22 protein-coding genes and 3 pseudogenes are annotated in these 23,345 nt (G+C 71.7%); 14 read left to right on the forward strand and 11 right to left on the reverse strand.

Annotated features, from left to right (window positions below):
• Nucleotides 1-3: 3 nt before the first annotated feature.
• The gene (locus tag ACFW01_RS19140) at nt 4-1,488 is read right to left on the reverse strand and encodes a DnaB-like helicase C-terminal domain-containing protein (RefSeq protein ID WP_234957678.1); all 1,485 of its coding nucleotides are present in this window, start codon (nt 1,486-1,488) and stop codon (nt 4-6) included.
• 274 nt (nt 1,489-1,762) lie between these two features.
• Between ACFW01_RS19140 and ACFW01_RS19145 the strand changes: the two genes are divergently transcribed.
• On the forward strand, nt 1,763-2,209 hold the full coding sequence (locus tag ACFW01_RS19145) for an SRPBCC family protein (protein WP_234957679.1): 447 nt from the start codon (nt 1,763-1,765) through the stop codon (nt 2,207-2,209).
• A gap of 14 nt (nt 2,210-2,223) precedes the next feature.
• Here ACFW01_RS19145 and ACFW01_RS19150 read toward each other — a convergent pair.
• Nucleotides 2,224-2,661, reverse strand: a pseudogene (locus ACFW01_RS19150) (IS5 family transposase); the annotation flags it as partial.
• Nucleotides 2,662-2,954: 293 nt separating this feature from the next.
• On the opposite strand from ACFW01_RS19150, the pseudogene ACFW01_RS19155 reads away from it, so the two are divergent.
• Nucleotides 2,955-4,171, forward strand: a pseudogene (locus ACFW01_RS19155) (IS110 family transposase).
• 193 nt (nt 4,172-4,364) lie between these two features.
• Here the strand turns inward: ACFW01_RS19155 and ACFW01_RS19160 are convergent.
• Nucleotides 4,365-5,303: a LysR substrate-binding domain-containing protein gene (locus ACFW01_RS19160; RefSeq protein WP_234957680.1), complete on the reverse strand. Its 939-nt coding sequence runs from the start codon at nt 5,301-5,303 to the stop codon at nt 4,365-4,367.
• 138 nt (nt 5,304-5,441) lie between these two features.
• Between ACFW01_RS19160 and ACFW01_RS19165 the strand changes: the two genes are divergently transcribed.
• Together ACFW01_RS19165 and ACFW01_RS19170 are read left to right on the forward strand one after the other, a co-directional pair.
• Nucleotides 5,442-6,452 carry an aldo/keto reductase gene (locus ACFW01_RS19165; protein ID WP_234957681.1) on the forward strand — a complete coding sequence of 337 codons (1,011 nt, stop codon included), beginning with the start codon at nt 5,442-5,444 and terminating at the stop codon, nt 6,450-6,452.
• A gap of 29 nt (nt 6,453-6,481) precedes the next feature.
• Nucleotides 6,482-6,910, forward strand: coding sequence for an SRPBCC family protein (locus ACFW01_RS19170; RefSeq protein WP_234957682.1), 429 nt, complete (start codon nt 6,482-6,484; stop codon nt 6,908-6,910).
• A gap of 503 nt (nt 6,911-7,413) precedes the next feature.
• Here the strand turns inward: ACFW01_RS19170 and ACFW01_RS19175 are convergent.
• The 4 genes from ACFW01_RS19175 to ACFW01_RS19190 form a co-directional block, all read right to left on the reverse strand.
• Nucleotides 7,414-7,854 (reverse strand): OsmC family protein, encoded by a 441-nt coding sequence (locus ACFW01_RS19175; protein WP_234957683.1) that lies wholly within the window; start codon nt 7,852-7,854, stop codon nt 7,414-7,416.
• 684 nt (nt 7,855-8,538) lie between these two features.
• Nucleotides 8,539-9,948 (reverse strand): extracellular solute-binding protein, encoded by a 1,410-nt coding sequence (locus ACFW01_RS19180; protein ID WP_234957684.1) that lies wholly within the window; start codon nt 9,946-9,948, stop codon nt 8,539-8,541.
• The gene (locus ACFW01_RS19185; RefSeq protein ID WP_234957685.1) at nt 9,948-12,683 is read right to left on the reverse strand and encodes a substrate-binding domain-containing protein; all 2,736 of its coding nucleotides are present in this window, start codon (nt 12,681-12,683) and stop codon (nt 9,948-9,950) included. The genes ACFW01_RS19180 and ACFW01_RS19185 overlap by 1 nt, the downstream gene beginning before the upstream one ends.
• A 7-nt stretch (nt 12,684-12,690) precedes the next feature.
• Complete coding sequence (locus ACFW01_RS19190) at nt 12,691-13,053, reverse strand: hypothetical protein (protein ID WP_234957686.1); 363 nt, start codon at nt 13,051-13,053, stop codon at nt 12,691-12,693.
• Nucleotides 13,054-13,227: 174 nt separating this feature from the next.
• Between ACFW01_RS19190 and ACFW01_RS19195 the strand changes: the two are divergent.
• From ACFW01_RS19195 to ACFW01_RS19205, 3 genes and pseudogenes are all read left to right on the forward strand, one after another.
• Nucleotides 13,228-13,872, forward strand: a pseudogene (locus ACFW01_RS19195) (NADPH-dependent F420 reductase).
• 48 nt (nt 13,873-13,920) lie between these two features.
• Nucleotides 13,921-14,358: a glutaredoxin domain-containing protein gene (locus ACFW01_RS19200; RefSeq protein WP_234957688.1), complete on the forward strand. Its 438-nt coding sequence runs from the start codon at nt 13,921-13,923 to the stop codon at nt 14,356-14,358.
• A gap of 110 nt (nt 14,359-14,468) precedes the next feature.
• Complete coding sequence (locus ACFW01_RS19205; protein WP_234957689.1) at nt 14,469-15,458, forward strand: MBL fold metallo-hydrolase; 990 nt, start codon at nt 14,469-14,471, stop codon at nt 15,456-15,458.
• Nucleotides 15,459-15,592: 134 nt separating this feature from the next.
• On the opposite strand, the gene ACFW01_RS19210 is transcribed toward ACFW01_RS19205, so the two are convergent.
• Both ACFW01_RS19210 and ACFW01_RS19215 read right to left on the reverse strand, forming a co-directional pair.
• A complete protein-coding gene (locus ACFW01_RS19210) occupies nt 15,593-15,919 on the reverse strand; it encodes a hypothetical protein (protein ID WP_234957690.1) in 327 nt (108 codons plus the stop codon).
• A gap of 71 nt (nt 15,920-15,990) precedes the next feature.
• Entirely contained in the window at nt 15,991-16,119 is a 129-nt protein-coding gene (locus ACFW01_RS19215; RefSeq protein ID WP_384504855.1) for a hypothetical protein, read from the reverse strand.
• 368 nt (nt 16,120-16,487) lie between these two features.
• Here ACFW01_RS19215 and ACFW01_RS19220 point away from each other — a divergent pair, with 368 nt between their 5' ends.
• From ACFW01_RS19220 to ACFW01_RS19250, 7 genes are all read left to right on the forward strand, one after another.
• A complete protein-coding gene (locus ACFW01_RS19220; protein WP_234957691.1) occupies nt 16,488-17,609 on the forward strand; it encodes an FAD-dependent monooxygenase in 1,122 nt (373 codons plus the stop codon).
• 240 nt (nt 17,610-17,849) lie between these two features.
• Nucleotides 17,850-18,386, forward strand: coding sequence for a hypothetical protein (locus ACFW01_RS19225; protein WP_234957692.1), 537 nt, complete (start codon nt 17,850-17,852; stop codon nt 18,384-18,386).
• A gap of 193 nt (nt 18,387-18,579) precedes the next feature.
• Nucleotides 18,580-19,077, forward strand: a complete 498-nt coding sequence (locus ACFW01_RS19230) for a gas vesicle protein (protein ID WP_384504859.1) — start codon at nt 18,580-18,582, stop codon at nt 19,075-19,077.
• The gene (locus tag ACFW01_RS19235) at nt 19,067-19,996 is read left to right on the forward strand and encodes a gas vesicle protein (protein ID WP_384504862.1); all 930 of its coding nucleotides are present in this window, start codon (nt 19,067-19,069) and stop codon (nt 19,994-19,996) included. The genes ACFW01_RS19230 and ACFW01_RS19235 overlap by 11 nt, the downstream gene beginning before the upstream one ends.
• Nucleotides 19,997-20,045: 49 nt before the next feature.
• Nucleotides 20,046-20,360 carry a gas vesicle protein K gene (locus tag ACFW01_RS19240; protein ID WP_114530496.1) on the forward strand — a complete coding sequence of 105 codons (315 nt, stop codon included), beginning with the start codon at nt 20,046-20,048 and terminating at the stop codon, nt 20,358-20,360.
• Nucleotides 20,357-21,172: a GvpL/GvpF family gas vesicle protein gene (locus ACFW01_RS19245; protein WP_234957694.1), complete on the forward strand. Its 816-nt coding sequence runs from the start codon at nt 20,357-20,359 to the stop codon at nt 21,170-21,172. Before ACFW01_RS19240 ends, ACFW01_RS19245 begins: the two co-directional genes overlap by 4 nt.
• A 118-nt stretch (nt 21,173-21,290) precedes the next feature.
• Entirely contained in the window at nt 21,291-21,632 is a 342-nt protein-coding gene (locus ACFW01_RS19250; RefSeq protein WP_234957695.1) for a hypothetical protein, read from the forward strand.
• Nucleotides 21,633-21,677: 45 nt separating this feature from the next.
• Here ACFW01_RS19250 and ACFW01_RS19255 read toward each other — a convergent pair whose 3' ends face one another.
• Together ACFW01_RS19255 and ACFW01_RS19260 are read right to left on the reverse strand one after the other, a co-directional pair.
• Nucleotides 21,678-22,703: a YncE family protein gene (locus tag ACFW01_RS19255; RefSeq protein WP_234957696.1), complete on the reverse strand. Its 1,026-nt coding sequence runs from the start codon at nt 22,701-22,703 to the stop codon at nt 21,678-21,680.
• Between the two features lie 126 nt (nt 22,704-22,829).
• Complete coding sequence (locus ACFW01_RS19260; RefSeq protein ID WP_234957697.1) at nt 22,830-23,291, reverse strand: hypothetical protein; 462 nt, start codon at nt 23,289-23,291, stop codon at nt 22,830-22,832.
• Nucleotides 23,292-23,345 lie beyond the last annotated feature (54 nt).

Raw genomic sequence — 23,345 nt, forward strand, 5'->3', positions numbered from 1 at the left:
CGCCTATTCGTCTGGGGAGTTGGCGGTGCCCGCGGGCGAGGCGATGGGGGCGGCCTGTCCGGGGCCGCCAGCGGAGTCGGCGGCGGCGTATGCGGCCAGAGCGGCGGCGAGACGGGCGCCCTCAGGGGTGTCCGGCAGCTGCGGCTGGACCGCGGCCACCTCTACAAGGGACGGCCCGAGCTCGGCGAGGGCGTGTCGATCGCCGTCGGCCAGCGCGGTGCGCAGCGCGGACAGCACGTGCGTGACGGCGGCCGGCAGGCCCTGGCGGGCACCGGACGTGTACGGAAGCGCCGCCTCGGCCACCTCCCGCTCCACCACGCTGCCCACACCCTCCCCAGGGCGGCCGCTGACCGCAGGGACAGCAGGAGGTGCACCGGCGTCGAGGAAGCGGGCGTGCAACAGATCAGGGCTCAGGAATGCCGACGAGATCATGCCGAAGTCGCGCTCCGCGACGCTCACTTGGACTTTGGGAGGGTCCTCAGCGGGGGCGAGTGTCAGGAGGACGTCGGCGTCCAGGAGCCCGAGTAGCCCGGGATCGTCACTGTCCACGATCGCGAGAACCGGCACGTGCAGAGCCCTCGCGAGGGAGGCCAGGACCTGAGAGGCGGCAGGAAGACGGTCGCCCGAGAGGGGAAGCCGGGCGTTGTACGCGGCCTGCATGCGGTCCACGACCACCAGAGCCAGGTCCTGAATGTAGGGGGCGGTCTCCGCGATCCCCTCGGCGGTCAGATCGCTTCCGTCGTCGATCAGCAGTGGCGCCTGCACCAGTTTCTGCGCCATCTTCTGCTCCTGCTCGGTGAGGCGGCCCTGCTTCAGGCGCGGGTAGTCGCCTCCGGTCTCCGCGGAGACGATGCGGTGCATGATGTCGGACCGATTCGGGCCGGAAGCCGCGTACAGGACCCGCTGGTTGTCCACGAGCGCGGTCTGCCGTGCGGCCGCAAGGCCCAGCAGGCTCCCGCCGACGTTCGGCGCGGCCGCCACCAGCGTCAGCCGCCCGGGCTGCAGGCCGCCGGTCGCCGCGTCCAGGCCGGGCAAGCCGAATGCGGGCCCGCCGGTCGGGCCGGAGGCGAGTACGGCGCCGATGGCGTCACCCAGCGTGGCGAGCCTGCGCGGCGCCCTGCCCCGGTTCTGGCCCTGTGGGCTGTTCACCGCACCTCCTGCGGGTACCGAGCTGGTATGGGCGGCCGCGCTGGACAAGGCCGCGCCTGACGAGGCGTCGACGGGGAGGAGCACGGCGACCGGGGTGCGGCCCCGGCGGAGCACTTGCGGCTGGCCCTCAGCGGTCTTGGTGAGAAGTTCGCCGAAATCCCTCTGCGCCGCACTCAGCGCGTGGGAGGGGAACGCGTCGGCCTTCCGTGCGGCTGGAAGCCGGTCGAGCGGAGCCAGCAGCACCCGCTCCCGGTGCTTGTGGATCAGCGTGGCGAGCCCCTCCGCTTCTGCCCGCCTCACCAGCGCGAAGAGATCATTCCGCGCCTCGGTGGCACTCACTGCACCTTCTGCGTTCGTCCGGCCCACTCACCCTCCTCAGCGTTTATCAAACCTCCACCATGGCAGATCTAACCGATTTCAATAGCCTTAGTCGTACAACTAAGGTGTCAAGTCACTCATAATTGATCTGCCTGTTCACACAACACCTGCCATCTGCGAGTGAGAGGCATCAAGCGTCCGTCCGCTACTCCCTGCAGGCGATGGGCCACCTCCGACATAAAGGGCCTTAGAGCTCATAGCACGATCATGGTGAGTCGCGGTCTAACCTCGTGGGGTGTCGCCCCTCGCGCTTACCTCTTCTTCGCACTCGTTGGCGTCTGCCGCCCTCGTCTACGCAGCACTTCTGAATGCGGAATCCTGGCCGTCGTGGTCCGCCTACGCAGACGTCGAGTGGGATGTTCCTGCGGGTGTCGACCGACCGGCACGCGTGGGTGACGTACGCACCATCAGTTCCCGCACCGGACGTGTGTGCTGCCGCGAGCGCGTCATTGAACTGGTTCCCGACCAGCGGTTCAGCTACCAACAGGCCGCAGGGCTGTTCGCATCGCATCGAGGGTCTGTGGACCTGGCCCGGGCCGCCCATGGAGGTACCGACATCACCTGGTCAGCGACCTACCCGCACTCCCTCCCGCTCTTGGACGTGCTCAGGAGACGGCGCTTGCAGGTTTGGGTCCACGATCTCGCGTCATACGCCACCTCAATCGTGAGCCGTAACTCCTGAAGCGCGATGTGAGTTCATGATCCTCGCTTCTTGAGGCGCCTCCAGCAGATCAGGCTGCAGCCCAATGAAACGAAGGCGTCGTGGAGTTCGAGGCGTCGTTCCCACCGGACGGCGAGGCGTTTGAACTGGTTGAGTAGGGCGAAGGTCTGCTCGGCGACGTAGCGGAGCTTGCCCAGGCCCTTGATGTTCAGGGCGCCCTTTCGGGAGATGACCGGCAGGATCCAACGGCGGCGCAGTTCCCGCCGTACGGTCTTTGAGTCGTACCCCTTGTCACCGAGGAGGGACTCGGGCCGCCGGCGTGGTCGGCCGAGCCGGCCAGCGACGGGTGCGATGCCGTCCACCAGAGCGAGCGTCTGGGTGATGTCGTTGACGTTCGCCGCGGTAGTGATGACGTGCAGCGGGGTGCCTCTGCCGTCGCAGATCAGGTGGTGTTTGCTGCCCGTCTTCCGCCGGTCGACCGGTGACGGACCGGTCGCTCACCCCGTTATGTTTTCTGCGGCTCCGCAATGGGGCCGCTGGCCTCCGGGCCCGGCATGGCTGTTGCCCCCTGTCGAAGGCATGACCTGGGGGGTGGTGTCACCGAGTCCGGGGGTGTTCGTCGGAGACGCTGATCAGAGGTCCGGCCACAGTCCGGTCCGGCGCAATGCCGGACAGTTCACGGGCGGCAGGTCTGCCTAACGTGGATGCGCGAGCACGACACCCGAGCCGAGGCCGGCACCGCCAACACCCTTTGGGATGGGGCACGATGTTCGAGATCGAAGACGTGGGCGTGTTCCTGGGCCTGGACGTCGGCAAGAGCAGCCATCACGGTCATGGGCTCACCCCTGGCGGGAAGACGGTCTTCGACAAACCACTGCCCAACAGCGAGCCGAAGCTGTGGGCCGTCTTCGACAAGCTGACCGCGAAGTTCGGCACCGTGTTGGTGATCGTGGACCAGCCCGCCTCCATCGGCGCCCTGCCACTGACCGTCGCCCGCGATGCGGGCTGCCAGGTCGCCTACCTGCCCGGACTGGCGATGCGCCGGATCGCCGACCTCTACCCGGGCGAGGCCAAGACCGACGCCAAGGACGCCGCCGTGATCGCGGACGCCGCCCGCACCATGCCCCACACCCTGCGCTCGCTGGAGCTGACCGACGAGATCACCGCCGAGCTCACCGTCCTGGTGGGCTTCGACCAGGACCTGGCCGCCGAGGCCACCCGCACGTCCAACCGGATACGGGGCCTGCTCACCCAGTTCCACCCCAGCCTGGAACGCGTCCTGGGCCCGCGCCTGGACCACCAGGCCGTCACCTGGCTGCTGGAGCGCTACGGCTCCCCGGCCGCCCTGCGCAAAGCCGGCCGCCGCAGACTCGCCGAACTGATCCGCCCGAAGGCCCCGCGCATGGCCACCCGGCTGATCGACGACGTCTTCGACGCGCTCGACGAGCAGACCGTCGTGGTCCCGGGCACCGGCACCCTCGACATCGTCATCCCCTCCCTGGCCGCCTCGCTGGCCGCTGTCCACACCCAGCGCCGGGCGATGGAAGCCCAGATCAACGCCCTGCTGCAGGCTCACCCTCTTTCCCCGGTCCTGACGTCGATGCCGGCGTCGGCGTCAGGACCGCAGCCGTCCTGCTGGTCACCGTCGGCGACGGCACCAGCTTCCCCACCGCCGCCCACCTCGCCTCCTACGCCGGCCTCGCCCCCACCACGAAGCAGTCCGGGACCTCGATCCACGGCGAACACGCACCCCGAGGCGGAAACCGGCAGCTCAAACGGGCCATGTATCTCTCCGCCTTCGCCTGCATGAACGCCGACCCGGCCTCCCGCGCCTACTACGACAGGCAACGAGCCCGCGGCAAGACCCACACCCAAGCCCTCCTCCGCCTCGCCCGCCAACGGATCAGCGTCCTGTTCGCCATGCTCCGCGACGGCACCTTCTACGAATCCCGGACACCGACGGACGTCGAACTCGCCGCTTAACCTTAGCGAGCCCGAACCACCCGAAACCCGACACAGGTGCCTTGACAAAAGACTGTGAGTCTTTACCTGGCTGGTCCGGGACCGGCTGGCAAGGTTGACGTCGGTCGCCCCGTCGCTGTCGTGACTCGTGACGAAAGTGGCCCCAAAGGGTGCCCTGCCTATGAACTGGGGGGGGTGAGCTGCCGGTCTGGTCTCACGCCCCGGGGGCGAGGCCTCCGGCCGGCACCACCGCGCCCGTCTCCCGTTCGTGCGACAGCACGGTCTCACGGAACGAGGCGACGACCGGCCGCAGATCGACGTGGTGCCAGACCGCCCACAGCTGGATGGACGCCTCGTACCAAGGCAGCGCGCGCACGGCCACGGCCTCGGTGGCGCCGCGCACCATGCTCTTCTGAACCAGCGCAAGACCGAGGCCGGAGGCCACCAGGCCGAGTGCCGTCAGGGGATCCGCGGCGTCGAGCCGGACGTCGGGAGTGAACCCCGAGGCCACGCACGAGGCGACGAATGTGTCCCGCCACGCCGGGTCACCCGCCCCCTCGACCGCGATCCACGGCTGCCCGTTCAGATCCTGCGCCGAGATCGTCTCACTCTCGGCCAGCGGGTGGCTTGCCGGAAGGGCCAGCAGCAGCGGATCCTCCAGCAGCGTCGCGGCCCTCAGCAGGGGGTCGTCGCGGTCCGGCGGCTGCGGCACCAGAGCGATGTCCAGGCTGCGCTGACGCAGTCCCTCGAACTGCTCGGCCGCGGCCATGCTGTACAACGCGACATGGATGCCGGGGCTCTCCTCCTGGAGCCGGCGCAGCGCGCCCGGGAGCACCCCGGTGTGCATGGCGTCGGCCACGTAGCCGATGCACAGCCCGCCCTCCTCGCCCCTGCCCAGCCGGCGGCCGAGGTTCTCCAGCCGGTCGGCGTGGCGCAGCAGCGCCTGGGCCTCGCTGAGGAAGGTCGCGCCGTCGCGGGTGAGCCGGATGCGCTGCTGGCTCCGCTCGAACAGGGTCAGGCCGAGGTTCTTCTCCAGCTGAGCGATCTGCCGACTGAGAGGGGACTGGGAGATATGGAGTTGCTCAGCGGCGCGGCCGACGTGCTCGGTCTCGGCCACGGTGACGAAGTAGCGCAGTTGTCGCAGGTCAAGCATGTAAGACCTCAGAGGACTCAAGTGTATCCAAGAGAGTCTTGGACAGTCTGAAGTCCCGATCCTAACGTCGAAGGCGAACGAACGGCGGACCGGCCGAAGGCCATGAGTCCGTCTCTTCCCCCTCCGCGAGGACCTTTCATGACCATCACCTCCCTGCTCCCGGGCCGCCTCGGACTGGGCACGGCCCCGCTGGGCAGCATGTTCCGCGACGTCTCCGACGAGGAGGCCGCCGCGACCGTCGACGCCGCGTGGGACCACGGCATCCGCTACTACGACACCGCCCCCTTCTACGGCGCGGGCCTGGCGGAGATACGGCTCGGCGACGCGCTCGCCGGGCGTCCCCGCGACAGCTACGTGCTCAGCACCAAGGTCGGCCGCGTCATCCTCGATGAGGTCGAGAACCCCGCGACCCGTGAACTCGGCGAGAAGGGCGGCCTGTTCGAGCACGGCCGCCCGAACAAGCTCGTGCACGACTGGACGGCCGACGCCACCAAGCGGTCCATCGAGGACAGCCTGCGGCGTCTGCGCACCGACCGGCTCGACATCGTCTGGGTCCATGACGTGGCCCAGGACTTCCACGGCGACGAGTGGCTCGCCGTCTACGAGAGTGCCCGTACCGGCGCCTTCCGCGTCCTTCAGCAGCTGCGCGACGAGGGCGTGATCAAGGCGTGGGGGCTCGGCGTCAACCGCGTCGAACCCATCGAGCTCACCCTCGAACTGGACGAGCCGAAGCCGGACGCCTTCCTGCTCGCCGGGCGCTACACCCTGCTGGACCACGACCGGGCCCTGCAGCGCCTGCTCCCCACGGCGGCCGACCAGGACGTCAGCCTCGTCGTCGGCGGCCCCTACAGCTCCGGCATCCTCGCGGGCGGCACCCACTTCGAGTACCAGGACGCGCCCGCGCACATCATCGAGAAGGTCGCGCGCATCAGGGAACTCGCCGAGCGGCACGGCGTCAGCATCAAGGCTGCCGCCCTGCAGTTCTCCCTGACCCACCCGGCGGCCGCCGCCGTGATACCGGGCGCGACCCGGCCCAGCCGTATCGCCGAAGACGTCGCAGCCCTCGACGAGACCATCCCCGCGGCGTTCTGGGCCGACCTCCGCGAGGCCGGGCTGGTCTCCCCCCTGGCACCCCTGCCCACCGCCTGACACCCCCCACCCAGGACAGGAGCATCCCCGTGGCCTCCACCACCGTTACCCTCGACGTGGCCGTACCCCCCGACCGGGTGTGGCAGCTCATCGGCGGCTTCGACGCGCTGCCCGACTGGCTGCCGTACATCTGCGAGAGCGTCGCCGCCGAGGGCGGCCGCGTCCGCCGGCTGCGCAATGAGGAAGGCGGCATGATCGTCGAGCGGCTCGTAGCCTTCGACGACGCGGCACGCTCGTACAGCTACGCCATCCTCGAGGCGCCGTTCCCGGTGACCGACTACCTCTCCACGCTGCGCGTGCGCGAGGTCCCCGGCCGGTCGGACGCGTCGCGCGTCGAATGGTCCGGGACGTTCACCCCCACCGGCGTCAGCGACGACGAAGCCGCCGCACTGTTCCACGGCATCTACACCGACGGTCTCGCCGCCCTGCACCACACCCTGTCAGGCTCGCCTGCCTGACGGCACCTCACTTCGAGGCGCCCGACGAGCGGCCCGCCAGGCAGCGCCTCCGCCCGGGCGGGCGGAGGCGCTGCCGCGGTGAGGTCCCACTCCACGCGACCGACCGCTGCCCCGTCAGCTCGCTTCTCCGCGGTGATGATCAGCGACGTTCCGGCGATCGTCGTGACCAGCCGGCCGCCCGTGCACAGTCCGGTCAGCCGGCCGACGGGCACGCTGCGCACCGCGACGGTGGCCACGATCCGGTCGAACCGCCCGAACGTCGCCGGCAGCGGCCCGGTCCCGTCGACGGCCTCCACGGTTGGTGCAGGCCGATCGTCGCGAGACGGCCACACGCCGCGTCCACCCGATACGGGCCGACGACGTCGATGCTCGTCACGGCGTCGGCTCCACTGGTCGCGATGAAGCACGACGCATCCGCTCACGCCGGCGTGCGCGCGGCCGCGGGAGGACCGGCCGGGCCGCGGCCCGGCCGTGAGGGGAGCACAGCGCCGGGCACGGCGGCGTCAGGCACTCGCGACGGTCGCGGTCACGGGCGTGCCGATCTCCACCGTTCTGCTCACGGTGCACAGTCGGTCGTGGGATGCCTTGACCGCGCGGGGCAGGATCGTGCGGGCGCGCTCCGCACCCTCGACGTCAGGAAAGGCAACGGTGAACGTGACCTGGAGGTTGGTCATGCGATTGCCTTGCTCGTCGCTGATCCTGTCGCCGGTGACCATCACGGAGAACTCGGTGGGCTCGGCGTGACGGCCGGTGGCGGCATCGACGTCGACGGCCGTGCAACCGCCGATCGCGGCCAGGAGAAGTTCCACAGGGGTGAAGCCGGTGGGCCCGATGCCGTCGGGGGAGGTGCCGAAGCCGATCGACTCGCCGCGGGTGTTGGTCGCGACGAACCGGCCACCGCTGGTGCGCTCGACGACCACGGAACGCTTCGAGTTTTCGCTCATGCACGGACACTAGTGGTTTGGGGTGTGACACAGCACGAGGCCCGGCCGACGGGCCGTGCGTGCGCCGTACGGTGGGACGCCGGCTCGTCGGGGCCTTCCCTCCTGCCCGTGCGGGACCGCCCAGGTGTCGGCGTCGTCCAGGTCAGTCGTCGTCCCGCCCGGCCAGCACCAACGGCAAAGAGTCCACCTCCCGGCCTCAGTGAGGCGGACCGGCATCGTCCAGGACCGCTGGTGGAGGTGGCAAGCCGGGTGCAGGTTGCCCGGGTCGTCGTCACCGGATGCGGCCGTCGCCGAGACGTGCAGCAGTCCCATCAGTCAGCGGTACGGCTGCGGTGCCTGAAGTACGGCAACGATGATGAAAGCCACCTGCCCCCACACCGGCAGGTCGGGCCGCCTCCGGGAGTTGCTGCGGGGATGTTCATGTCTGTTTGGTCCTTTCGTCTGACGGCACACGGCGTGCCTGCGTCACCAGGTGTACTTGACCATCGCGGAGCACCTGGGATTACTTGAGTACTCCGTTGAGGCTCCCGCAGAGGTGCCACCTTGCGTGCTCGCTGAGGCCCGGTAGAAGCCAGCCGAGCATTCAAGCTCGCCGCTCGCGCCGCTGTCGGCGTCGCCCTCGCTGCCTTCCGCTCCACCGCTGGCTCCGGGGCTGCCGGCCCCTTCGCCCCGCGCGGCCGGCCCTCAGTCCGGCAGGGCGTCTCTGAGCGCTTCGTCCAAGCGCCGCGCCAGTGCCCCGTCACTGGGCGGGTCGTCGGTGAAGAGGGCGCCCAGCTCGGTGGTGAAGGTCTGGGTGAAGGCGCCGTACAGCGGGGTGCGTGGGCGGTGCACCGCCTGCTGGAGGGCGGGGAGCAGGATGCCGCCGGCGTACTCCGGGCGGCCGGCCGCGTCGCGGGGCACGGTGTCGGCGCTCTCCCCGGTCGGCGCCGCCGAGGGCGTCGCCGTACCCACCGCGCACGTCACGGCGTCGTCCGTGTAGGCGGAGGTGCGCGTCGCCGCGAAGCCGGCGTCCAGCAGGCAGCGTTCGCTCTCCTTGCCGGTCAGGTACTCGATCAGGTCGGTCGCCTTGGTCCTGCGCTGGGACGCCGCGGTCACGGCGAGGTTCTGGCCGCCGAGGACGGCCCGCCCCGGCAACGCGGTCACACCGAGCCGGTCGTCGCCGGGGAACGACTGGTGCAGGGCGGGATACACGTACGGCCAGTGGCGCAGGAAGGTGGTGCGGCCCGCGGCGAAGTCACCGAGGGAGGCCGCCTCGTCGGAGTGGAAGGCGTCCGGGAGCACGTACGAGGCCTCGGTGCGACGGCGCAGCTCGCTGATGCCCTCGGTCAACTCCTCGACGGTGGCGGTGTAGTGGCCGTCTCCGCCGGTGAGCGTGAGGTCCGGAACGGCGGACGCGAACGCCTCCACGGCGTTGACCGTCCGCCCCTCGTACGCGGCGAGCTGGGTCGTCCAGCCCTTGTCGTAGCCGTCGGGCTTGTGGTCGCCGACGGCGTTGATCAGTGTCTTCAGTTCCGGCCAGTCCAGGCCGCCCGTCAGGTCGGTCTGCTCGACGTCGGCCTGGCCCAGGTGGTCGCGGCGGTAGTAGAGCAGGCCGACGTCGCTGTTGAAGGGGGCGGCGTACACGTTGCCGTCCCAGCGGGCGGTGCTCGCGACGGGTGCGATGACGTCGTCGTCGAGCAGCGACTCGGGCAGCGGGCTGATCAGGTCCGCGGCGGCGAACTCCGGGACCCAGGTGACGTCGAGGTTGACCACGTCGTAGGCGGCGCTGCCGGACTGGAGGGCGCCGAGCAGTTGGCTGCGCTGCTCGTCGGCGTTGCCGGGGAGTTCGACCAGTCGGGCCCGGTAACCAGTGCCGGCCTTCTCCTGCTCGGCGTTCCAGGCGTCGATGAGCCGCTGGCGGACGCCGTTCTTGCCGGTGACGTCCCGGCCGCTGGCGACCACGATGTCGCCGGGCACGTCGGCGGAGGGCGGCGTCGCGGGTCCGCTTCCGCCGTCGCCGCCGCCACTGCACGCGGTCGGCAGGAGCAGGCAGAGCGCTGCCGGCAGCGCCGCCAGGTGCCGCCGGGACCGTCGTCGCAGCTCTGCTCCGCGCATCAGGTCTCCCCCGTTCCGGTGCGCGCGACCTCGTCGTGGAGGGCGGCGCCGAGATCGTCGTCGGCGTCCAGGCACCGGCCGCCGCTGGCCTCCGAGATCCGGGCGTCCGGCTTCCCCGCGTCGCAGCCGCCGCCCTTGAGGGAGACCATCGCGACCGGCAGCCCTCTCGCGCGGGCGATGTCCAGGAGGCTGCCGAAGCCGTCGCCGGCGAGCCGGTCCGCGTCCTCGTCGTCGGTGACGAAGACGATCAGGCCGGGGCGTTCGTCGTCGGCGTCCCGGACCTCCATGGCGTCGAGCGCGGCCCGCAGCGCCCCGAGCGGGTCCGCCTCGGCGTCCCGGACCTGGGCCTCGCGGTCGATGGCGCGCTCGGCGTCCTTGCGGGAGTGCGGGCCGAAGGGGAGCAGAGGGTCGTACGTGTCCTCGCCTGCGTCCGACACCGCCCACACCGCGTACTCGTCCCGGTCGCCGAGCCCGCCCAGCGACTGTTTCAGCAGGCCCGGCCCACCGCTGGGCCCCTCCCACTGGCCGGCCATGGAGCCGGAACTGTCGAGCAGGAACAGCACGCGGCCGGGCCCGTTGGCGCCCCGGTAGTCCTCCAACGACGCCTCCATCGCGTCCCGTCCGGCGGACTCCGTCAGCGGCGACGGCGCCCTCAGCACCCCTTCGGCGACCTCGGTGGAATCCAGCAGGGCCCGGTTGCCGGTGGCCGCGCGGAAGCCGTCTTGGGCGAAGGCCACCCGGCCGCCCTCGCCGGTGAGCCACTCCCGGAATGCCTCCGCCTCACGGTCCCGGTCGGTCTCGTCGCGGTCGGCGCCCTGCCAGCGGACGCGGACGAAGACCGGCTCCAGCCCCGGTACGTCACCCGGGTACTGGGCCATGCGCGGGGTGCGGCGCGCGCTGTCGCAGCCGACTCCGCTCTTCAGGAGGAACTCGGGGACGAGGGCCGCGGTGCGGTTGTCGACGGCGTCGTCGTCGGGCAGCGTACACAGCAACTCGGCGGCGGTCGGAGCGGGCGGCCCGGACTGGGTGACCCGGTCCTCGGCGCGGCGGGGGTCAGGGGCGCCGGCCGCGCCCTGGGTGCCGTACAGGGCGATCGTGGCCAGCAGTCCGGTGTCGGTGAACTCCGGGTCGGGGCGGCGCACCGCCGCGTCCGCGTGCCGTGCGCGCAGGTTGTCGATCATCCGGGTGAGCGGGGGGCCGGTACGGTCGCCCAGCTCGTCGACGGCGATGCCCTGCGGGACGGCGAGCACGACGGGAGAGTACGCGAAGGGCTCCTGGTCGGCGTCCAGTTCGGCCACGGCGTCGGTGTCCTGCCCCGCGACGGCCCGGGCGGCGTCGGCGGGGGAAGCGGGTATCCACACGTCGGGCTGCGGGCCGACGTCGCGCTGCGGGTTGGTGTCGGCCTCGCGGGGTTCCTGCCAGGCACCGGTCTGCTTGCGCAGGGCGGTCACCGCGTCGGCGGCGCCCGCGCTGTAGACGGTGATGCCGCTGCGCCGGCAGTCGTCGCCGGTGGTGTTCGCCTCCGACGTCAGGTACGCGTCGGCTGTGGCCCGGACGGTCGGCTCCAGGTCGGGGTCGGTGAGCACCCGCAGTTCCAGGGGTGGCGCGCAGGAGGAGGGGCCGCCGCTCAGAACGAGGTGACGGTAGAGACCGATACCGAGGGCGGTCACGACCAGGACCAGCATGACGACGCCCCCGGCCACGAGCCGCCGCGTCCGCCGCCACTCCCGCCCTGTTCCGTCCTCGTCTCCCGTGTCACCCGCCCGCACACCGGCTTTTCCGCCGACGCCCTGGTCCTCCCGGAACCCGGACCCACCCCTACGACGGATCAACGCGCCCCACACTGAGCCCATGCCGCTCAGTCGTCCGGCCAGAACCGCACCGACCCGGCCGACGAGCCCGGGGGCGGGGTCGGGAGGCCCGGGCCCAGGGACGGGGGCGGGATCAGGCACGGGGCGAGGGGCGGCGGCGTCAGGCGCGGGCGGGCTTCCGGTCCCCCCTGCCCCGGCGGCGAGCAGCACGTCCATGCCGGGCTCGGCGCGGCTCTCCGGTTCCCAGGCGTCACCCCGTACCGTCCGGTGACCCGCGGCGGACATCCGAGCCCGCAGACCGTCCACGAGGGCGCCGAACGACACGTCGCCACCCGCTTCCAACAGCTTCACCAGTTCGGCGGTGAACGGCGTCGGCGTGTCGGGATCGCCCGCGTCGATGCGGTGATTGGGCTGCACGCTCATCAGCAGCAGCCGCCGTTTGTCGGGGGTCTGAGGGCGGACCCAGGCGGCGTTGCCGGCGAAGCAGCAGTCGAGGACGACCACGATCCGTCCGGCCGAACTCGCGGTGAGCATCGCTTGCGCCAGGCTGAACAGCACCGCGCCCGGGAAGACCGCGTGCCCGCCCGCGACCACGCGTGCGTTGCGCATCTGCAGGAACAGCTCGTCGCCCGCGTTCGGTATCGCCCCGTGCCCGGCGAAGTACAGCAACAGGACGCCGTCCGCCTCGTTTGCGGCCTTCCAGAGCTCCTGGTCGAAGGTGCCCTGGTCGGGAGAGCGGCACACCGTGATCTCCCGCTCACCGAACACACCGCCGCGCCGCAGCGCCTCCGCCAGCCGGTTCAGGTTGTGTTTGACCGCGGGAAGGTCGCCGGGCACGCCGTCCGGCGGTGCCGTGTTGTCGTACTCGGACACTCCGACCAACAGCGCCCGGTTCGCCTTCCCCCGCGGGTCGTAACCGGTCACCGGGCGCCTACCTGTCGTCGGGTTGCACCGGCTCGACGCGCACCTGGGGCGGATCGCCTTCCTCCACCGCACGGCGGTTGGCCTGCCATGCCTCCACGGACCGTCTGCACTGGTCCACCACGCCCTGGAACAGCGCGCCCGCGGCGCCCCCGAGCACCGCCACGACGATGTCCATGCCGGTGCCCATAGGGGTACCGGCCTCGTCGGTCCGGCTCTGCTCGGTGATGCGGAGCTGGTCGATCCGGGCCAGGTCGGCGAGCGGTTTCTCCCGTTCCAGCCACTTGCGCAGGGCGACGATGTCAGTCGCCCTCTCAGTTCCGTCGAGCCGGATCCGGATACCGCGCGTCACCACACCGTCCCCCTCAGCCATAACTCACCATCATGACACCGCCGTTGCGCGCAGGCGAGGGTCCGTACGCCGCTGCCGTGCCGCCCACGCGGGGAGCGCACGCCGTCCTCGCCCCCCGGGACTACGTCTTTGGTGCCGGTCCGGCCGGGACCGTGGTCCGATCCGCCGGGCACCGACGACGGTTAGCGTCCCACCATGCGTATAGGACTACTTGGCACCGGCAACGTCGCCCGAGCACTGGCCCACGGATGGAGGGACGCAGGACACGACGTGCTCCTCGGTTCGCGTCGGCCCGAGGAACGGAGAGACCTTGGTCTCCCCGTGGCGGACCTGAGTGAGACAGCCGCCCACGCAAAGGTTCTGGTCAACGCCACCCCAGGGGCCGTTTCCGTGGAACTGCTGCGCTCCATCGGCGCGCCGGCGCTGGCCGGCACCGTGCTGATCGATGTGGGGGTCGGCCTCTCCGACGACTTCACCGAGCTCTCACACCCCAACAACAGCCTGGGGGAACAGATCCAGGAAGCGTTCCCCCTGACCCCCGTCGTCAAGACGCTCTGCACCATGGACTCCACCGTGATGACCGCCCCGGACGCCCTCGACGGCCCGAGCACCGTCTTCCTCTCCGGCGACGACGCCGAAGCCAAACGGACCACCGCCCGCCTGCTCGACGACCTCGGCTGACCCCCGTCATCCCAGCTGGACATCGGCGGCATCACCACCACACGCGGACAGGAGCACTTCGCCCTGCTCTTCATGGGCATCGCGGGCGGTCTGGGCGCCCACACGTTCAACATCAACGTGGTCACCCGTCCCTCTGCCCAGGGCCAGCCGTCCGTGTGATCCTGGATGGCTCCTGGACACTACGGCTCAGCGATAGCCTGCGTCATCATGATGCGCGCTTGGATCCTGCCAATGGTGTTCGTGCTCTGCGGCTCGGCCGTCGCGATACGGCCGGCCCTCACGGGGGACGCCGGCACTGCCGCGACGCTCCTGCTGGCGTTCCTGGGACTCGCCCTCGTGCACTCGCCCCTCGTCTTCCCGAGGTCGATCGGTGCGCGCGAGGCAGGACGCCGCGCCGCGGTCGACGGTCGGCCGGTCGTCTACTGGCGGCCGGGCTGCACGTACTGCATACGGCTGCGCTTCCGGCTGGGCCGCAGCGGCCGCCAGCTGCACTGGGTCAACATCTGGCGCGACCCTGCGGCAGCCGCAGCGGTGCGGGATGCCAACGACGGCAACGAGACCGTGCCGACCGTCGTCGTGGCGGACCGCCCGCACACCAACCCCGCTCCGGAATGGGTGCGCGAGCAGCTCAAGCATTCCGCATGATCGGAAGCCTGGTGGCCCGCGGCCTGTCGTCGCGTCGCAGGGTGTGCCGACTATCGTGACTCTCGGGTGGCCCACGGCCACCCGCCCATCGGGGAGAGCAAGGAGAGCCCATGCGATCGGCATCGTCTCCCGGCGACTCGGCGGCAGGTCTCACCAGGCGGCGCTTCGCCCGGATCGCCACGCTCGGACTGGTCGCCGGTGCCGGAGCGCCCGGCGCTGCTTCGGCCGCCGCCACCGCCGAAGGGCCCGGGCAGGTCCACTACGTCCGGGCTCGGGCGCTGGCCGGCAGCGACCCGGTCCTGCTCGCCCTTGCCCGGGCGCTGACGCCGGGTGTCGAGCTTCCCCGACCGCCCTCACCGGCGCCGGTCAAGCTCTTCGACAACCTGGTCATGCTGAGCGCGGGTTGGGTGTCGGCCATGGCCGTGCTGACCGACGAGGGCATCGTCCTGATCGACGCGCTCACCTCCTCCGCGGAGGCCGAGGCCGTCGTCGTGGGCGGGCTGCGGGAGGTGGGTGCCTCCCCGGAGACCATCAGGTACGTCGTCGTCACCCATGGCCATGACGACCACTTCGGCGGCGCCCAGTACCTCGCCGACCGGTACGGCGCACGCGTGCTGATGACGCCGGCCGACTGGGATCTCGTCGCCCGCGCCGACCCGGACCACGCTCCCGCGCGGGACTTGGAGATCGCGGACGGCCAGTGCCTCACACTCGGAGACACCGGCATCCGGCTGCACCACACGCCTGGCCATACGGCAGGCACGGTGTCGCCGATCATCCCCTTGCGCGCGGGACGCATGCGCCATACGGCCATGCTGTGGGGCGGCACGAATCCGCCCGCGGGCCTCGCGGAACTTCGGTCCTACCGGGCGGCCGTCCGTTCCTTCCGGGCACGGATGCGGGAGGCGGGTGTTGACGTGGAACTCTCCAACCACCCCAACGACCACGGGCTCCAGCGTGCCGAGCAGTTGCGGCAACAGCCGGAGGGGGTCAATCCGTTCGTACTCGGCCGGCCCCGTGCCCAGCGCTACATGGCGGTGATGGACCTCATGCTCCGGGGCAGGATCGCCGACGCCTACGGCACATCCCGCAGGAAGTGACCCGGCGGAGCCGGCTGACCTGTTCGGGTACGGGCGGGTCGTTTCGATCGCTCGGGCCGTATCACGGCTCCACCCGCACGAAAGCACGAACCGGAACATCGCAGCGACAGCGGCCGGCACCACACCCCGGCCCCCTACACGTCCGATGCCCGCTCATCCAACTCCGCCAACCCGCCCTCCCAACGCTCCCGACGCGCTCCGTCGGACTGCTCCCACCAAGGCGTACCGCGCTCCCCCAAAGCAATCTTCGCCCGGTTCACCCGCGCACGCGCCGCCTTCTCGGCCCGCGCGTCGCTCGTAGCGAGTGCTTCGCGCACCGCACGCCGAGCTGACATCAAATGGCTCCGAAGGCGGGCCGCGGCTTCCTCCGGGATGGAAGGGTCGGTCGCCCGCCACTTCCGCCCCCGGATGACGACGAAATGCCCATCAGGTGTCCGTTCCGGTGACTGGTCCGCCTCCATGGAACCGATTCTGCCCACCAGAGCCCCACGGCGCAGAACGGAACGCGGCAACGTCCGGGGCACGGCCCCGGTCAGCCGCCGAGGCTCGCCGACACCGCATCCCCGTTCTGCGCCTGCCAGGAGCGCTCTGCGAGCACCGTGGCCAGTTCCCGCTCCTTCTCGGTCCACAGCAGCGTCGTACCCACCCGGGTCTGGGGCACCGTGCCGGGGTCGCCGTTGAAGCCGGACGTACCGAACCGGGCCTCATGAGCGGTAGAGGTCGTTCATTTTCACGGCCGTCGGCCTGCGCGCCGCCACCGCAACCGGGGAGCAGCAGTGCCGCCACGTGCCCGCTCCCCGGGATCGGAGCTGTCGCGAACGCGGGGGCCGCCTACGGCCGTGGCACGGAGCCGGGCCGGGTTAAAGTCGAGAGGTCGCGAAAAACGATGTTCCGCCGGCCCGCCGCTGGACATCGCGCACACATCGATTCAGATGGTTCTGATCGTTGAGCGTCTCCTTGCCGGGACCGGGCCTCTGCCCCCTCCCGGCGCCGACCGTCGCCGGCAGTGCCGGCATCAGGGAGCGCAGCATGCAGAAGACCATCGCCGTCGTCGGAGCGGGACTGGGCGGGCTGACGCTCGCCCGGGTGCTTCAGACTCACGGTGTCCCCGCGACCGTCTACGAGGGCGAGGCTTCGGCGACGAGCCGGGGGCAGGGCGGCCTGCTCGACATCCATGAAGAGACCGGTCAGGCGGCGCTTCGGGCGGCCGGTCTGTACGACGAGTTCCTCACCTTGGTCCGGCCGGGCGAGGACGCCAAGCGTGTGGTGGACCGCCACGGCACGATCCTGCTCGACAAGCCCGCGGACCGCCGTTCCGTCCGTCCGGAGGTGGACCGTGGCGAACTCAGGCGGCTGCTCATCGACTCGCTGGCGCCGGGGACGATCAGGTGGGGGCACAGGCTCGACTCGGTCCGGCGCCGGCCGCGGGGCGGGTACGACCTCACTTTCGCTGCAGGGCGCGCCGCACGTGCCGATGTCGTCGTCGGCGCCGACGGTGCGTGGTCGAAGGTCCGTGCGCTGCTCACGCCCGCCGCACCCCGTTACAGCGGAACCTGCTTTGTCGAGGTCGCCCTCGCCTCGGGCGGCCGGACCCGTCAGGCGAGTGTGGCCGCGATCGGCAGCGGCACGCTGATGGCGGTCGCCCCGGGCAAAGGCATCATCGTGCACCGCTACGCGGACGGGCAGGTGCGCGGATACGTGGCGCTGAACAAGTCCGAGGAGTGGATGAGGTCGATCGACTTCAGCGATCCGTCCGCCGGCCTGCGACGCGTCGCCGGCGAGTTCGACGGGTGGTCGTCGCAGCTGACCGCCTTCGTGACGGAGAGCGACGCCGAACCGTGGCTCCGGCCCATCTATGCCCTTCCCGTCGGACTCAGCTGGGAGAGGACACCCGGCGTCACGCTCGTCGGCGATGCCGCGCACCTGATGTCGCCCTTCGCCGGCGAGGGCGCGAACCTCGCCATGTACGACGGTGCGGACCTGGCGGGTGAGTTGGTGGGGCACAGCGACGTCGAGGCGGCGCTCACCGCCTACGAGGAGCGGTTGTTCCCGCGCGGCGGCGATGCTGCCGACCGTTCGGCGCGGAATTTGGAGACCTTCTTCGGCCCGGAGGTACCTCGGAGCGTCGTCGCCCTGTTCGATCGCTCGTAACGTCTCCGGCATGAAGCGCGCTCGTCGAGGCCCGCGGCTCCGCCCTCCGGGCGTAGCGGGTCGGGCTCTCGGGCTCCCGGCCCGCGCGGGGGCGGGAACGGGTTCTCCGGCGCGCCGGCCGGCGCGTGGCCTGGGCTCCTTCGGGCGAACGGCCGGGGTCGACCGCGTGGCACCGTGTTCCCGGTCGCCGCGCGGGCGAGCATGGGCCGACCCACTCCTCCCCCGCACCGAGGCGACGCGATGTCCGAACCCGCCGACCACGTCCATTCCGCGAGTGCCGCCCCGCGGCGGGGTCTGCCGCCCAGGACCGCCGAGCGGTGGTTGTTCCGCGGCATCTACGGCCTGGTCCTGGCCAGCGCCCTGGTGGCGGCCCTCGACGTGCCGGGTGAGGTCGCCGACCCCGGCGAGGACGCGCTGTGGGTGCTGCTCACCGCGCTGGCGTCGAGCGCCGCCCACGGCTACGCGCATGTGATCGCCCAGCGTGCGGTCGCCGAGGGCCGGGCGAGGCCGAGCAGGCTGCGTGCGGTGCTCGCCGAGTGGCCCCTCGTCGCGGCGGCGCTGCCCACCGTGTGCCTGCTGCTCGGCGCGGTGGCGGACTGGTGGTCCGAGGAGACCGCCGCGGACGTCGCCCTGCTCTTCAACACCGTCGCCCTGTTCTGCCTCGGCATCTCGGCCGCCCGTACCGCCGGGCTCAGGTGGGCGTCGTCGCTGCGAGCGGGGTTCATGGACATGCTGATCGGCGTCGTGATCATCGGTGTGTACGCGCTCGTGGAGTGACGGGCCGGGCCTGCCCTTCGGTGGCCTGTGTCACGTGGTGGGACGCCGCAGGCGAGCAGTCGCCGGGTATGAAAGGCCCATGACCGGATACGCGGCTGGGATGAGCAGCATTTCCGGAAGAACGTCGCCGGGTGAGGGCGGGTTCCCCGCCACTGCCGCCGCGCGCGAGCCGTCCGCCCGTACGGTTCCGGCCGTGAGTGCGGCCCCCATGCAGCCCCGGCGGGACGGCGAGGGCAGCCTCGCACACGTCGTGGAGACCCTGCTGGACAAGGGTCTGGTGCTCAACGCCGACATCATGGTGTCGGTCGCCGGTGTCGAGCTGCTGGGCATCCGCCTGCGGGCGGCCCTCGCCTCGTTCGAGACGGCGGCCCGCTACGGGCTGGAGTTCCCCTCCGGCACGGACACCGAGACCGCCGCGTGGCGGGAGACGCGCGAGGAGAAGGAGTCCTGCCCGGCGTGCGGCAAGCGCGCCCCCGTGGAGCAGTTGCTGAACCAGTGGTGCCCCTGGTGCGGCTGGCGCAGTGCGCAGGCGCAGCTGCGGGAGGCGTCCGGCCGGGCCGCCGTCGTGGGCCGTGACGACGCGGCCGTGGAGGGTGGCGGGGACGACGCAGCCGACGACGGTGACCGTGAGGGCGACGGCAGGCGCACCCGGCGCTCCGCCGAGCGGGAGGCCGAGCCGCGTGGCGAGTGAGCAGCCGCCGATGCGCCCCACCCGGGAACCGCGGGTGACCCTGGACGACTTGGTGGAGGTACTGCTCAACAAGGGCGCCGTGCTGCACCTCGACCTCATCGTCGCCGTCGCGGACATCCCGCTGATCGGCGTCTCGGTGCGGGCGGCGATCGCGGGGATGGAGACGATGCTGGAGTACGGCATGATGCGCAACTGGGACGAGGCCACCAGGGAGTGGGCGGAACGTTCCGCGGTACCCCGCGGCCTCGGGCTGCGCGAGGACGAGAGCGTCGTGCGGCGGATGGGCGGCGGCCACCTGCTGACCGGCGGCGTCTACCACGGCTGGCGGCCCGGCACCGTCTACCTCACCGACCAGCGCTTGGTCGTCCTGCGCGACGAGCCGCGGGAGGTGCTCTGGCAGACGGACCTGGACGCCGTACGGGACGTGCGGCTGAAGCCGGAGGAGACGGTGGGGGGCGAGGAACGGCTGCGCCTGGAGGTCGCGTTGGCCGACGGCCGGCGGGAGCTGCTGTCCGCGCGGGAGCCCGAGAGCCTGCACGACCTGCTCATCCGCTCCCTCGCCGGGAGTCTCGGGCCGTCGCTGTCGCCCGGTGTCGTCGAGGAGGAGCCGCCGCTCGCCGACGGGCACCTGTGGTACGAGGAGCCGCGCAGGTCCGGTCCGATGTGGCGGGGCGGCCGGGCACGGCTCACGGCGGACCGGCTGACCTGGAAGTCGCCGGTGGACGGCCGGCCCGCACTGGTGCTGTCCACGGCCGAACTGGCGGAGGTGAGCCGGGCACCGGGGTACGGGCCCGGGGGCGGGGGGAGCGTCCTGCTGCTGCGCACCGTCGGCGGCGACGCGTACCGGCTCTCCGCCGACGACCCGGCGGCCTGGATCCGGCGGTTCGAGTCGGTCGGCCGGACGGCGGCGCCCGCGTGAGCGGCGCCGGCGGGAACGTGACAGTGACGCGGAGGAAGAAGGGGACGACATGCCGTTGACCGTCGACGAGAACAGCCTCAAACAGGGAGTGCTGTCCCTCGTGGTGACGTTGGTCGAGGTCATCCAGGAGGCGCTGGACCGCCAGGCCATGCGCCGTATCGAGGGCGGTGACCTGAACCCGGAGGAGTCCGAACGCCTCGCCGACGCCCTGCTGGAGCTGGACGAGGCGATGGAGCAGATCAAGGAGGACCACGGCATCGTCGCGTCGGTCGCCGATCTGCACCGCGGTCTGGACGAGGTGGTCGACGACGTCGTGGACAAGCTCATCAACCCCCAGCGCTGGGCGGAGGAGGCCGGGCGATGACCGAGGACAGCGCGCTGTACGTCTACGCCCTGCTCCCCGACCGGCCGGGCGCCGCCGACGGCGTCACCGGGCTCGACGGACGCCGGCTGCGGCTGGTGCCGGTCGTGGGGACCGCGTTGGCCGCTCTGGTGCACGACGCGGCGCCGGAACCCTTCCAGGGCGACGACGACCAGGTGCGCCGCTGGGTGGCCGAGCAGAGCGAGGCCGTCACCACGGTCTGGGAGCGCACCGGCACCCTGCTGCCGATGACCTTCAACGTCCTGGTGGCCGCCGACACGGCGTCAGGACGGAGCGCCGAACAGCGGCTCGGCGACTGGGTCAGGGACCAGCGGGACGAGGTCACCGGTCAGCTGGACGCACTCGCCGGACGCTGCGAGCTGCGGGTGGAGGTCGCCCTGGAGCGCGGCGCGGGCGGTGAGACGGGCGCGCAGGCGACCGCGGACACGCGGGAGAGCGAGGGCGACGGACGGTCCCCGGGCATGCGCAGGCTCCTGGCCAAGCAGCGCGAGCAGCGGGAGAAGAACACCGCCGGGCAGCTCGCGGACACGCTGCACGCCGGACTGCGCCGTCAGCTTCTTTCGGTGGCCGAGGACCTGCGCGACCGCGGACCGGCCCAGCGCACAGCGGGCGAGACGGCCGTCCTCTCCGCCGCTCTGCTGGTACGCCGGGAGGACATCGACGCCGTGGGCGCCGTACTGAGCGAGGCCCGGGCCGGCGAGCCCGCGCTGCGCATCCGCTTCCTCGGTCCCTGGCCGCCTTACTCCTTCACGGAGACCCGGCCGCACGAGCCGGCGGAACGGGCGGCGCGCTGAGGTCCGGCGCCGCGTAGGCGAGCGAGGCGCGGGGCCCGCACCTCCACGTGCGGCGCACGGTGGTGGCCTACAGTCGCCGTGCAGCGCATCAGCCGTCTCACTCTCGCGGAGGTCCCGCATGTCCCCGTCCTCCCCCGGGCCGGCCGACGCGGACACGTACGTGGCCGTGTGTGGCCACACGCACCTGTTCCCGGGTGCCCGGTGCCGTGTCCAGGGCCTGCCCGATCCGCGGGGCTTCGCGGCGCGGCCCACGCCGATCGACGTGGACGTGCGCTTCTCCGACGGTGTGATCGCGGACGCGCGGTTGTCGACGGACGGGCCGGCAGACCCCGTGCTCACCGTCGCGGCCTACACCACGGGAGCGGGGACCTCGATCGGTGTACGAAGCTGGATCGTGCGCGGCACGGCCCTCGCGGGCGGCGAGGTCGAACTGATCCTCGGCGGTGCCGCGTCGGCCTGATCTCCACCGGGGGCCGGACCGGTGTGGGCCGGCCGCGGACCGTCCCTACCGGACCGCCGGCAACAGGGCGGAGGAGTCCGGTTCCGGGCCGGTGTCGAAGCCGCCGACGACGGTGAAGCGTTCCAGGTCGACGACGGCCACGCTGTTGGTGCCCAGTTGGGACACGTACGCCAGGGGCCTGTGGGGGTGGAAGGAGACGGCTGCCGGGATGCCGTCGAGTTTCAGCGAGCGGATCGGGCGCAGGGCCGTGCTGTACAGGGTGATGGTGTTGGCGGCGATGTCCGTCGCAAGCAGCCGGTCGTCGTCGACGGTGTAGACGCGCAGCGGGTCTCCGCCCACCTTCCGGCTCCGCCGGACCTTCATGGTCCGCGCGTCGACGGCGACCAGGGCGGCACTCTTGCGTGCGCCGACGAACAGGGTCTTCTCGTCGCGGCTGAGGCAGCTGCTCTCGGGCAGTTGGCCGGGGGTCACCACGAGCGGCGGGGCGGAGGCGTCGTGGGGGCGCACGAGGCTCACCGTGTGGGACAGGAGGCCGGTGACATAGGCACGTTCGCCGTCACCGGTGAGGGTGAACAGGTGGGTCTTCACGCCGTGCGCGGGTACGGCCCGCGTCGGTGCCCGGTCGGTCGTCGGCGTGTCGAAGCCGAGCAGCATCGCCTTCTCCTCGCTGAGCGCGTAGAGCCGGTCGCGGTCGTCGATGCCCATGCCGTGGACGCGGTTGAACGGCCGGGTGTCGATCGTCCGGGCGAGGGTCCGCTCGGCGAGGTCGATGACGAAGACCGCGGCGCCGCCCTCGCCGGCCGTGGCGGACATGCGCACCCCGTAGTGCCCGACGTACGCGAACCGCCGGCGGGAGTCGACGACCATCTCGTGCGGGTAGTCGGGCAGTGCCACCCTCCGCAGCAGCCGGCCCGACGTCGTCTCGTAGAAGCCGACCGCGTGGCCGCTCTTCTCCACGACCACCAGCACGTCGCTCCCGGCCGGCCCGGGCGCGCCGGCGGCCGACGTCGACACACCGGACGCCAGTGCCCCGGCGCCCGCTGCCATGATCACCGCGCGACGTGTCGCCACAGTCCTTCACCCCGTTCTCTGGGAGGTCGCCGTCCGTCCCGCGAGGCGCCGCGGCCCCGCGCGTCCGCCAACGAGCCTCCTGTGCCCGGTGGATGAGGTCAACCGGCTTGCGCGGCGTGTCTCCGGTCAGCCATTGGAGGCCGACGCCGCCACGGCCGCGTTCTGGCGGTGCTGGAGCGAGACGGCCACCAGGCCGGCGAAGACCTGGAGGGAGAGCGGCACGTCGGTGAGTTCGGCGGTCAGGCCGGTGCCGAAGCGGCTGCGCCGGAATTCGCCCAGCACGCGTGTGCCCTGGACCAGTTGGCGGTTTCCGCGCAGGGCCGACTGGCGGGTCAGCTCGTACTCGCCGCCTTCCCCCGTGACGAGCCACCGGCGGCCGGACCGGTGTGCCTCGGCGCGGACCGTCTCACCCGCCAGCATTTCGAAGGACCGGCCCCACTTGCCGGAGCGCAGCTCGAAGGTCTCCCCGGCCACCTCGACCCGTCCGCCGGACTTCCACGTGTGCGCGGACCATCGCGCGACGGGCGCGCCGTCCGACAGGATCCGGTAGGTGCGCCCGAAGGCGCGTTCCCGTTTGATCTCCAGCATGAGGCACTCCCTGGGTGGGCGTCGGTGCGAGTGTGGTCCAGCGTCCGTCACCTT

The organism is Streptomyces sp. NPDC058985, assembly GCF_042740985.1.
Classification (GTDB): Bacteria; Actinomycetota; Actinomycetes; order Streptomycetales; family Streptomycetaceae; genus Streptomyces.